This window comes from Myxococcus faecalis, assembly GCF_050039385.1.
GTDB classification, from domain to species: domain Bacteria; phylum Myxococcota; class Myxococcia; order Myxococcales; family Myxococcaceae; genus Myxococcus; species Myxococcus fulvus.
In genome coordinates, this window is the sequence record NZ_CP144336.1 from 137690 (window position 1) to 150249 (window position 12560).

Sequence of the window (12560 nt, forward strand, 5' to 3'; positions counted from 1 at the left end):
TCCGAGCTGGAGCTCCCCGACCTCACCTTCCACCTGCAGCCCGCCAACACGGGCACCTCGCGGCTGGACCTCACGCTCTCCGCAGCGGAGACGGCACAGGGTCTGTCCTTCGGCGTCGAGTACCGCACGGACCTGTTCACCGCGGAGACCGTGGATGCGCTGATTCGCCACCTGGGGGTCCTGCTCGAGAAGGCCGTGGAGCGACCCGAGGCGCCTGTCGCCTCGCTGTCCCTGCTCACCGAGGCGGAGCAGCAGCGCGTACTGGTGGAGTGGAACGACTCCGCTCGCGACTTCCCGCGCGAGGCCACCGCGCATTCGCTCTTCGAGGCCCAGGCTCGGCGTACGCCGGAGGCCGAGGCGCTTCGCTTCGAGGGCGAGTCCCTGACGTTCGCGCAGCTCGACTCGCGCGCCAATCAGCTCGCCCACCACCTGCGCTCGCTCGGTGTCAGGCCCGAGGTCCCTGTCGCGCTCTGCCTCGAGCGTTCGCTCGACCTCGTCGTCTCCATGCTCGCCATCCTCAAGGCTGGCGGCGCCTGGGTGCCTCTCGATCCGACGTATCCCGCCGAGCGACTGTCCTTCATCCTCCGCGACAGCTCCGCGCCTGTCCTCCTCACCACCGAGGCGCTCGCGAAGCAGCTTCCTGTCTCGACGCAGCGTCGTGTGTTGATCGACTCGGAGGCCGCGAAGATTGCGACCCAGTCGACGTCGGCACCTGACTCCGGCGCGGTGGCCGACAACCTCGCCTACGTCATCTACACCTCCGGCTCCACCGGCACTCCCAAGGGCACCCTCCTTCAGCACCGCGGCTTCTCCAACACCGCGCTCGCCGCGGGCCGCCGCCACGGCTTCTCTCCCGCCTCCCGCGTCCTCCAGTTCGCCTCCTTCAACTTCGACGCCTCCGTCGCCGAAATCTTCGGCGCCCTCCTCGCCGGCTCCACCCTCGTCCTCGCTCCTCGCGAGCGCCTCATGCCCGGCGCTCCCCTTCGCGACCTGCTCCGCGACGAGTCCATCTCCGCCGTCACCCTCACCCCCTCCGTCCTCGCACAGCTCCACCCCGAGGACTTCCCCTCTCTCTCCACCCTCATCTCCGCCGGCGAGGCCTGCCCTCCCGAGCTCGTCTCCCGCTGGGGCTCCCGCGTCCGTCTCCTCAACGCCTACGGCCCCACCGAAGTCACCGTCTGCGCCTCCATCTCCGAGCCTCTGCTCCCCGGCCAGACGCCTTCCATCGGCACCCCCTGGGACAACGTCCGCCTCTTCATCCTCGACGCCTCCCTGCGTCCTCTCCCCGTCGGCGTCCCAGGCCAGCTCTGCATCGACTCCGTCGGCCTCGCTCGTGGCTACCTCCACCGCGCGGACCTCACCGCTGAGCGCTTCGTCCCCAACCCCTTCTCCCTCGTCCCCGGCGCCCGCCTCTACCTCACCGGTGACAAGGCCCGCTGGCTCCCCAACGGCACCCTCGACTTCCTCGGCCGCCTCGACTCCCAGGTGAAGCTGCGCGGCTTCCGCATCGAGCTGGGCGAAGTCGAAGCCGCCCTCCTCCTCCACCCCTCCGTCTCCCAGGCCGTCGCCTCCATCCGCACCGAGCTCTCCGGCGACAAGCGCCTCGTTGCCTACGTCGTCGGTGAGGACGTCGACGTCTCCGTCCTTCGCGACTTCCTCAAGCTGCGCCTGCCCGAGCACATGGTGCCTTCCGCCATTGCACAGCTCGACGCACTCCCCCTCACCCCCAACGGCAAGGTCGACCGCGACGCGCTCCCGGCGCTCGACACACAGCCCTCTGCTCGGGACCACGTCGCGCCGCGCACGCCCACGGAGATTCGTCTCGCCGCGCTCTGGGCGGAGCTGCTCCACGTCGAGCGCGTCGGCCTCACCGACGACTTCTTCGAGCTCGGTGGCCACTCCCTCCTCGCCACGCAGCTCGTCTCCCGCATCCGCGCGAGCTTCGGCGTGGAACTCGCGCTGAGAGACCTGTTCTCCGTGCCGACCATCGAAGCGCTCGCCCAGCGCGTCGACGAGGCCATCCTCGCGGGCAAGAGCGTCCAGCTCCCGCCGCTGGTCCCGGTGTCGCGTGAGAACGGACCGCTGCCGCTGTCGTTCGCGCAGCAGCGGCTCTGGTTCCTCGACCGCTTCCAGCCGGACAGCGCCTTCTACAACATCCCCTCCGCGCTCCGGCTCGACACGATGGTGGACCTCGACGCGCTCATCCGCGCGCTCCAGGAGCTGGTCCACCGTCACGAGGCGCTGCGCACCAGCTTCCACACCCACGAGGACGGTGAGCCCTACCAGCACGTCCATCCGCGCGTGGAGCTCGCCGTCCCCGTCGTGGACCTGAGCCGCATGCCGGAGTCCGCGCGCGAGGCCGAGGCCCTGAAGCTGGCCACCGCCGAGGCGCAGAAGCCGTTCGACCTGACGCGCGTCCCGCTGCTGCGCACCACGCTGCTGAAGCTGGCCCCCGAACAGCACGTGCTGCTCGTCACGGTGCACCACATCGTCTCGGACGGTTGGTCCAGCGGCATCCTCTCGCGCGAGGTCGGCGCGCTGTACTCCGCCTTCAGCCAGGGTCTGCCTTCACCGCTGGCGCCCCTGCCGCTCCAGTACGCGGACTACGCGGCCTGGCAGCGCGGCTGGCTGCGTGACGAGACGCTCGCCGCCCAGGTGGGCTGGTGGAGCCAGAACCTCTCGGGCGTGCCCCATGCCCTGGAGCTGCCCACGGACCGGCCTCGACCTCCCGTGCAGACCTCGCACGGCGCCAGCTTCCCCGTGAAGCTCGGGGCCGAGCTGTCCGCCGCGCTCCACGCCCTGTGCAAGCAGGAGGGCATCACGCCCTTCATGGCGCTGCTCACCGGCCTGCACGTCCTGCTCGCCCGTTACTCGGGACAGGACGACATCGTCGTCGGCTCGCCCATCGCGAACCGCCGCCAGGCGGAGCTGGAGAACATCGTCGGCTTCTTCGTCAACACGCTGGCCCTGCGCGCGCGGCTCACGTCCGGCATCACCTTCCGCGCCTTGCTGGCGCAGGTGAAGGAGACCACGCTCGGCGCCTACGCCCACCAGGACGTGCCCTTCGAGAAGCTGGTGGAGGAGCTGAAGCTGGAGCGCGACCTGAGCCGCTCGCCGCTGTTCCAGGTCATGCTCGCCCTCCAGAACACGCCTCGCGGCGAGCGTGTCACCCAGGCGCGAGGCGCCGATGCGCTCCGCTCGGTGGACGTCGACAGCGGGACGGCGAAGTACGACCTGTCGCTGCTGCTGGGTGACTCGGGCCAGGAGATCGAGGGCCTCGTCGAGTTCAACACCGACCTGTTCGACGCGAGCACCGCGCGGCGCATGGGCGCGCACTGGGTGCGGCTGCTCCAGTCCGCCGTCGAGAACCCGGACCAGTCGCCGTGGAGCCTGTCGCTCTTGAGCCGCGAGGAGGAGCGCCAGCTCCTCGTCGAGTGGAACGACACGTCGCGCGAGGCCCACACCGCCACGACGATGCACGGCCCGGTGGAGGCCCAGGTCGCGCGCACGCCGGACGCCATCGCCATCACGGATGGCCAGCGCTCGCTGACGTACGCAGTGCTCGACCAGCGCGCCAACCAGCTCGCGCATCACCTGGTCCAGCACGGCGTGACGCCTGGGAGCGCCGTGGGAATCTGCGTGGACAAGAGCCTGGACATGGCCATCGCCGTGCTCGCGACGCTCAAGGTCGGCGCGTACTACGTGGCGCTGGACCCCACGTACCCCGCGGACCGGCTCGCGTTCATGCTCGAGGACACGCGCGCTCCGGTGGTCCTCACGCAGTCGCACCTGGGCGGGAGCCTGCCGTCCAAGAGCCTGGCCCGCCGCATCGCGCTCGATACCGAAGCGGTGCTCATCGCGCGGCAGCCGACGGATGCCCTCGCGCGTGACGTGTCGCCCGAGGCGAACGCGTACGTCATCTACACGTCCGGAAGCACGGGCATCCCCAAGGGCATCGTCATGCCCCACCGGGCGCTCAGCTACATGCTGGCGTGGCAGATCCGCCAGTCGCCGCGTCCGCGGGCCACCACGCTCCAGTTCGCGTCGCTCAACTTCGACGTGTCCATCCAGGAGCTGTTCGCGTCCTGGTGGGTCGGCGCCCGGGTGGTGCTGCCCACGGACACGCTGCGACGGGACATCCCCGCGCTGCTCGACTTCATGGACCGCCAGGGCGTGGAGCGGCTGTTCCTGCCGTTCGTCGCCCTGCAGGCCATGGCCGACTCCGTGGCCCACGGCGCCACGCTGCCGCGCGCGCTGTGCGAGGTCATCACGGCCGGCGAGCAGCTCCAGGTGAACGCCACCCTCGCCGCGATGTTCGAGAAGCTGCCGGGCTGCACGCTCGAGAACCAGTACGGCCCGTCGGAGGCGCACGTCGTCTCCGCGTACCGGATGCGCGGCCCGCCGGCCTCGTGGCCCCGGCTGCCTCCCGTCGGCAGCCCGCTGGGTCACACGCAGCTCTACATCCTCGACCCGCTCGGTCAGCCCGCGCCCATCGGCGTCGCCGGTGAGGTCTTCGTCGGCGGCAGCCACCTGGCCCACGGCTACCTGGCCCGGCCGGACATCACCGCCGCCGCCTTCGTGCCGAACCCGTTCAGCGGCATCCCCGGCGACCGGCTCTACCGCACCGGTGACTCCGCGCGGTGGACGGCGGACGGCAACCTGGAGTTCCTCGGCCGCATCGACTTCCAGGTGAAGGTGCGCGGCTTCCGCGTGGAGCTGGGCGAGGTCGAGTCCGTCCTGCGCACCGCTCCGGGTGTTCGCGACGCGGCCGCCGCCGTGCGCGAGGACGTGCCGGGCGACAAGCGACTCGTGGCCTACGTCGTCCCCGTCCCCGCGGACGAGGCCCCTGCCTCCGCGACGACGGCGGAGACGCTCCGGACGTTCCTGCTCAAGCGCCTGCCCGAGTACATGGTGCCCTCCGCGTTCGTCACGCTGGAGGCCCTGCCGCTGACGCCCAGCGGGAAGCTGGCCCGCAAGCTCCTGCCCGCGCCGGACGCGGAGAGCCTGCGCACGGACGCGTCCTTCGTCGCCCCGCGCACGCCGGTGGAGGAGAAGCTGGCGCAGCTGTTCGCGACGGTGCTGAAGCTGGCGCGTGTCAGCGTCATGGAGAACTTCTTCGAGCTGGGTGGCCACTCCCTGCTGGCCACGCAGGTCACCTCGCGCATCCGCTCCACCTTCGCGGTGGAGTTGCCCGTGCGCGAGCTGTTCGAGGCGCCCACCGTGGCCGCGCTGGCCCAGCGCGTGGACACCGCCCTGCGCACCGGCGCGACGACGGCCGCTCCGCCCATCCAGCGCGTGCCCCGCGACGGCAAGCTGCCCCTGTCCTTCTCGCAGCAGCGCGTGTGGTTCCTGGATCAGCTGGAGCCGGGCAGCCCCGCGTTCAACATCCCCGCCGCGCTGGTGCTCTCCGGAGCGCTCGACGTGGAGGTGCTGCGCCGGACACTCGAGGCCGTCGTGCACCGTCACGAGGCCCTGCGCACCACGTTCCGCGCGGAGTCGGACGGCCCCGTGCAGGTCATCCACGCGCCCGCGCCGTTCGTGCTGCCGCTGACCGACCTGCGCGCCCTGGCACCCGAGCAACGTGAGGCCGAGGCCCGCCGCCGCGCGGGCGAGCATGCGCTCCAGTCGTTCGACCTGAGCACCGGGCCGCTGCTTCGCGCCGAGCTGTTGGTGCTCGCGGAGCGTGAGCACCTGCTGCTGCTCAACCTGCATCACATCGTGTCGGACGGCTGGTCCATCAGCGTCATCGTGCGCGAGATGTCCACGCTGTACGGCGACCTCCAGGCCGGCCGGACGCCGAGCCTCCCCGAGCTCCCGCTCCAGTACGCGGACTTCGCCGCGTGGCAGCGCGGGTGGCTGGAGGGCGCGGAGCTGGACCGCCAGCTCGCGTGGTGGCAGCGGCAGTTGGACGGCGCGCCACAGGACCTGGAGCTGCCCACCGACAGGCCGCGCACGCACCTGTCGCGGCCTCGGGGTGGCGTGGTGTCCCTGGCCATTGCGCCCGCGAAGGCGGAGGCCATCGAGGCCTTCTGCCACCGCGAGGGCCTGACGCCGTTCATGTTCTTCCTGGGTGCGTTCCAGCTCCTGCTGTCGCGCTACTCGGGCCAGGACGACATCTCCGTCGGCTCGCCCGTGGCGGGACGCAACCGCGCGGAGCTGGAGGGCCTGGTCGGCTTCTTCCTCAACACGCTCGTCCTGCGCACGAAGCTGGACGGTGACCCGACGGTGCGCGAGCTGCTGGCCCGCGTGCGCGAGACGGCGCTCGGGGCCTATGCGCACCAGCACCTGCCCTTCGAGCAGCTCCAGCCGCTGCGCGACCTGCAGCAGTCACCGCTGTTCCGGGTGATGTTCATCCTCCAGAACACCCCGGACGCGGACGTGTCCCTGCCCGGCCTGGAGCTGCGTCCCGGCCCCGACGAGGGCCATGTCGCCAAGTTCGACATGACGCTCTCGCTGGGTCGAAACAGCGCGGGCTTCACGGGTGAGCTCGACTACCAGGTGGACCTGTACGACGCGTCGACCATCGAGCGGATGACGCGGCACTTCCTCGCGCTCGTGGACGTGCTGGTCGCCTCGCCGGAGCGCCGCCTGTCCACGGTGACGCTGCTCTCCGACGAGGAGCGCTCGCGTCAGCTCGTGGCCTGGAACGACACGCGCGCGGACTTCCCGGACACGTGCGTGCACAGCCTCTTCGAGGCCCAGGTCCGCCGCGCGCCCGACGCGCTCGCGGCCAGCTTCGAGGGCTCGCGGCTCACGTATGCCCAGCTCGACGCGCGCGCCAACCAGCTCGCCCACGCGCTGCGCCGCCGCGGCGTCGGCCCCGAGGTGCGGGTCGCCCTGAGCGTGGAGCGTTCACTGGACGTCGTCGTCGGCCTGCTCGGAATCCTCAAGGCCGGTGGCGCGTGGGTGCCGGTGGATCCGCTGCTCCCGCGTGAGCGACTGGCCTTCCTGCTGGAGGACAGCGACGCGGCGATGCTGCTCACCCAGGCGCCCCTGCTGGAGCGCTACCCCGAGGCCCACCGCGCCCGCGCGCTGTGCCTGGACACGGAGCTGGAGGCGCTGTCGCGCGAGAGCACCGAGGCGCCCGTCACCGGTGTGCACTCGGGCAACCTGGCCTACGTGCTCTACACGTCCGGAAGCACGGGCCAGCCCAAGGGCACGGCGGTGGAGCACCGCTCCGTGGCCAACCTCGTCACCCACGAGGCCCGGACCTACGGCATCGGCCCCGGCGAGCGCGTGCTCCAGTTCGCGAACCTCTCCTTCGACCTGTCCGTCGAGGAGATCTTCACCACGCTCACCTCCGGCGCCGCCCTGGTGCTCGCGCCGCTGGAGAAGGTGATGCCGGGCGCGCCCCTGCACACGCTGCTGCGTGACGAGGCGCTCACGGTCATCAGCCTCACGCCCGCGGCCCTGGCGGCCACGCCCGCCGAGGGGCTGCCCTCGCTCAAGACGGTCATCTCCGGCGGCGAGGCGCTGCCCTCGGACGTCGTCGCGCGCTGGGCGCCGGGTCGACGGTTCCTCAACACGTATGGTCCGACGGAGGCCACGGTGGTGGCCACGCTCGCGGAGGTCGTGGCGGAGGAAGGCCGCGTGCCCTCCATCGGCCGTCCGCTGGCCAACGTGCGCGTCCACGTGCTGGATGCGCGCGGAGAGCCGGCGCCCGTGGGCGTCAAGGGTGAGCTGTACCTGGGCGGCGTCGGCGTGGCCCGGGGCTACGTGGGTCGTGCGTCGCTCACCGCCGAGTGGTTCATCCCGGATTCGTTCTCCGGAGTGCCGGGCGCGAGGCTGTACCGCACGGGCGACGTGGTGCGCTGGCGCGAGGATGGTTCGCTGGAGTTCGTGGGCCGCGTGGACGCGCAGGTGAAGGTGCGCGGCTTCCGCATCGAGCTGGGTGAGGTCGAGGCCGCGCTGGCCCGGCACCCCGCCGTGCGCGAGGCCGTGGTCATCGCTCGCGAGGACGGCCCCGGCGGCAAGCGACTGGTCGGCTACGCGGTGGCGCGCGAGGGCGTGCCCACTGACGGCGCGACGCTGCGTGCGGCGCTGAAGGACGTGCTGCCCGAGTACATGGTGCCCGCCGCCGTGCTGGTGCTGGACGCGCTGCCGCTGACGGCGAACGGCAAGGTGGACCGCAAGGCCCTGCCCGCGCCCGACATGAGCACGGTCAGCGGACGCCCGAACTTCGTCGGTCCCCGCACGCCCACCGAGGCGCGGCTGGGTGCCATCTGGTGCGCGGTGCTCGAGGTGGAGCGCGTGGGCATCCACGACAACTTCTTCGAGCTGGGTGGCCACTCGCTGATGGCGACGCAGGCCATCAGCCGCATGCGCGCGGTGTTCGGCGTCGAGCTGCCCCTGAGGGACCTGTTCGACACGCCGACGCTGGAGGCGCTGGCCCAGCGCGTGGACCTGGCGGTGCAGCAGGGTCAGGGCCTGGAGATTCCGGCCCTCGTCCCGGTGCCGCGCACGGGCCACCAGCCGGTGTCCTTCGCGCAGCAGCGCCTGTGGTTCCTGGACCAGTTGGAGCCGAACAGCGCCTTCTACAACATCCCCGCCACCGTGCGGCTGGAGGGCGCGCTGGACGTCGACGCGATGGGCAGGGCCATCAACGAGCTCTTGCGTCGCCACGAGTCGCTGCGCACATCCATCCAGAACAACGGCGGCCAGCCCATCCAGGTCGTCCATCCGCATGAGCCGACGCGCCTGGATGTGTTGGACCTGAGCGCGCTGGAGCCCACGGCGCGCGAGGCCGAGGCGCGCCGCGCGGCCATCGAGGAGACGCAGAAGCCGTTCAACCTGGCGGACCGCTCGCTGTTGCGCGTGCGCCTGTTGAAGCTGGGCGCCGAGGACCATGTGCTGCTGATGTCCATGCACCACATCGTCTCGGACGGTTGGTCCATGGGCCTGCTCGTCAACGAGCTGGCCTCCGCGTACGCGTCGTTCTCGAAGGGCCTGCCGCTCACGCTGCCGGAGCTGCCGCTGCAGTACGTGGACTACTCCGCGTGGCAGCGCGGCTGGCTCAAGGGCGACGTCCTCGACAAGCAGGTCGCCTGGTGGAGCAAGCACCTGGCGGGCGCGCCTCCCGCGCTGGAGCTGCCGTCGGACTTCCCCCGGCCTCCGGTGAGCACCTTCCGCGGCGACATGGTGGGCTTCACCATGCCTCGCGAGCTGCAGGACGCGGTGCAGACCCTGGCCCGACGTGAAGGCGCCACGACGTTCATGGTGCTGCTCGCCGCGTTCCAGACGATGCTCGCGCGCTACTCCGGCCAGGACGACATCAGCATCGGCTCGCCCATCGCCGGCCGCCGTCACTCGGACCTGGAGAAGCTCATCGGCTTCTTCGCGAACACGCTCGTGCTGCGCACGCAGCTGTCGGAGCACCTCACCTTCCGCGAGCTGCTCGGCCGGGTGCGCGAGACGACGCTGGACGCGTACGCGCACCAGGACGTGCCCTTCGAGAAGCTGGTGGAGGAGCTCCAGCCCGAGCGCAGCCTGAACCGCACGCCGCTGTTCCAGGTGCTGTTCGTGCTGCAGAACGTCTACAAGGAGAACTACGACACCGGCGACCTGCGGATGTCGCCGATGGAGGCCACCAGCGGCACGTCCAAGTTCGACCTGACGCTCTCCGTGTTCGAGTCGTCGCACGGCCTCACCGGCTACCTGGAGTACAGCTCCGACCTCTTCACGCGGCAGACGGCCGAGCGAATGGTGGGCGCGCTCCAGCGCCTGCTCGAGGGGGCCGTCACCCAGCCGGACCAGACGCTGGGTCGACTGCCGCTGCTCTCCGAGGCGGAGCGCCGGCAGGTGGTGGAGGACTTCAACACCGCCGTGGATCCGACGTACGTGCCGGGGCTGATGCACCAGTGGGTGGAGGCCCAGGTCGCCCGCACGCCGGAGCGCGTGGCGGTGACGGACGGCACGCAGTCGCTCACCTATGCCCAGCTCGATGCGCGCGCCAACCAGCTCGCGCACCACCTGCGGGCGCTCGGAGTGAGCGTCAACAGCACGGTGGGCCTGTGCCTGGAGCGCGCGAGCCTGGACATGCCCGTCGCGGTGCTGGCCACGCTCAAGGCGGGCGCGGCCTTCCTGCCGTTGGACCCCAGCTACCCCGCGGACCGACTGGCGCTGATGCTCGAGGACACCAGCGCGCCCGTCGTCCTGGCGCACTCCGCCCTGGTCTCCGCGCTGCCGCCGGGGCTGACGGCGCGCATCGTCCGCATCGAGGAGGAGACGGCCGTCCAGTCGCGCCCGACACACCGGCCCGACGTGGACATGTCGCCGGAGACGAACTGCTACTTCGTCTACACCTCCGGCAGCACCGGCCGCCCCAAGGGCATCGTCATGTCCCACCGCGCGGTGGGCAACATGCTGTGGTGGCTGATGAAGCGCGCGGTGAAGCCGGACGCCACCACGCTCCAGTTCGCCTCGCTCAACTTCGACGTGTCGTTCCAGGAGCTCTTCGGCACCTGGTGCCTGGGTGGCAAGGTGCTGCTCATCAACGGCTCGCTGCGACAGGACCCGCCCGCCATGCTGCGCTACATGCGCGAGCACCGCGTGGAGCGGCTGTTCCTGCCCTTCGTCGCCCTCCAGGCGATGTGCGACGCGGCCCTCACGGAGAAGGAGCTGCCCCCGCTGGGTGAGATCGTCACCGCCGGCGAGCAGCTCCAGGTGACGCCCGCGCTGCTCGCGTTCTTCGACCGGCTGCCCGAGTGCACGCTGGAGAACCAGTACGGCCCCTCGGAGGCCCACGTCGTCACGGCGTGGCGCGCGCCGAAGGACCGCAAGCAGTGGCCCGCGCTGCCGCCGGTGGGCTCGCCGCTCACCAACATGCAGATCTACGTGTTGGACCCGCACGGCGCGCCCTGCCCCATCGGCGTCGCGGGCGAGGTCTACGTGGGCGGCGCCAACGTGGCGCACGGCTACCACGGCCGCCCGGACCTGACGGCGGACCGCTTCCTGCCGCACTTCATGGGCGGCAAGTCCGGCGCCCGGCTGTACCGCACGGGCGACAAGGCCCGGTGGCTCGCGGACGGCAACCTGGAGTTCCTGGGCCGCCTGGACAGCCAGGTGAAGCTGCGCGGCTTCCGCATCGAGCTGGGTGAGGTGGAGGTGGCCCTGCGCGCCCTGCCCCACGTGCGCGACGCGGTGGCCATCGTCCGCGAGGACGTGCCGGGAGACCGGCGCCTCGTCGGCTACGTGGTGCTGCCGCCCGACGCACCGTGGAGCACCGAGGAGGCGCGGCAGGTGCTGCGCGAGAAGGTGCCCGAGTACATGGTGCCCTCCATCTTCGTGCGGCTGGAGTCCCTGCCGCTGATGCCCACCGGCAAGGTGGCCCGAGGTGGGCTGCCGCAGCCGGACGAGGAGAGCCTGCGCGGCACCACGCCGTTCGCCGCGCCCCGCACGCCGCTGGAGGAGCTGCTCGCCAACGCGTTCGCGGAGGTGCTGCGCACGCCCCGCGTGAGCGTCACCGACAACTTCTTCTCGCTGGGTGGACACTCGCTGCTCGCGACCCAGGTCGTCTCCCGCGTGCGCGTGGCCCTGGGCGTGGAGCTGCCGCTGCGCGCCCTCTTCGAGGCTCCCACCGTGGAGTCGCTGGCGCTGCTGCTGCAACGCGCCCAGGCGCAGGAGGCGCGGCCCAAGGCGCGTCCCGCGACGCCCGCCTGGTCTCCGCTCGTCACGCTGCGCGCGGGCGCCGACCACCGCCGCGTGCTGCACGTCATCCATGACCTGGATGGCCGCGTGGAGCGCTACGCCGAGCTGGCCCGCCACGCCCCCGAGGGCTGGAGCGTCGTCGGCATCCAGGCCCGCGGCCTGGAGGAAGGCCGCGCGCCGCTCGAGTCCGTGGAGGCCATGGCCACGCTCTACGTGGAGGCGCTGCGCGGCGCGACGCCCCAGGGCCCCTATCGCCTGGCGGGCCCGGGCCTGGGTGGCCTCATCGCCTGGGAGATGGCGCAGCAGCTCCAGCGCGAGGGGCACGCCGTGGAGCTGCTCCTCGTCGAGCCGCTGCCCGCAGAGCCGGATGCATCCACGGCCGCGACCACCGCGGGAGCCCAGGCCGCGCTCTTCGCCCGGGCCCTGGCCACGCAGGCGGGCATCGACGCGCCGGTGTTCCCCGCCGCGCTCACGTCCGGCAAGGACGCCGAGCCGCTGCTCACCCTCATGCACGAGCAGGGCGCGAAGACGGGCCTGTTGCCCGAGGACCTGTCGCTCGGGGAGCTGCGCACGCGCTTCAAGGTCTTCGCCAGCCACCTGCGCGCCGCGCGCCGCTACCTGCCCGAGCCCTACGAGGGCCCGGTGCACCTCCTGCGCGCCGCGGACGCCCCCGAGCGTGACGAGGATGAGCTCGATGGCGGCTGGGGCGAGCTGGCCGAGGGTGGCCTGACGATGTTGGAAACATCCGGTGACGCCGTCGCGCTGCTGCACGCGCCGGCCGTCACCGAGTGGGTGAAGCGGTGGGTGGACCTGGGAGGTTCCGGGGAATGATGGCCGCGTTTCACACCGGGGCCGGGCGGCCCTCGCGCACCAGCACCCACGGTGCCGCGATGAACAGCCTGTCGGAGCAGTGC

Annotated in this window: 1 protein-coding gene (cut by a window edge); it reads left to right on the forward strand. The window is 71.6% G+C overall.

From position 1 onward, the window contains the following. A protein-coding gene (locus tag VZQ01_RS00365) for a non-ribosomal peptide synthase/polyketide synthase (protein WP_426746628.1) crosses the window boundary here: on the forward strand, positions 1-12477 show its 3' portion. It extends 32970 nt beyond the left edge of the window; 12477 of the gene's 45447 nt are visible here — the last part of the coding sequence; its start codon lies off the left edge, out of view; its stop codon occupies positions 12475-12477. Positions 12478-12560: the final 83 nt, after the last annotated feature.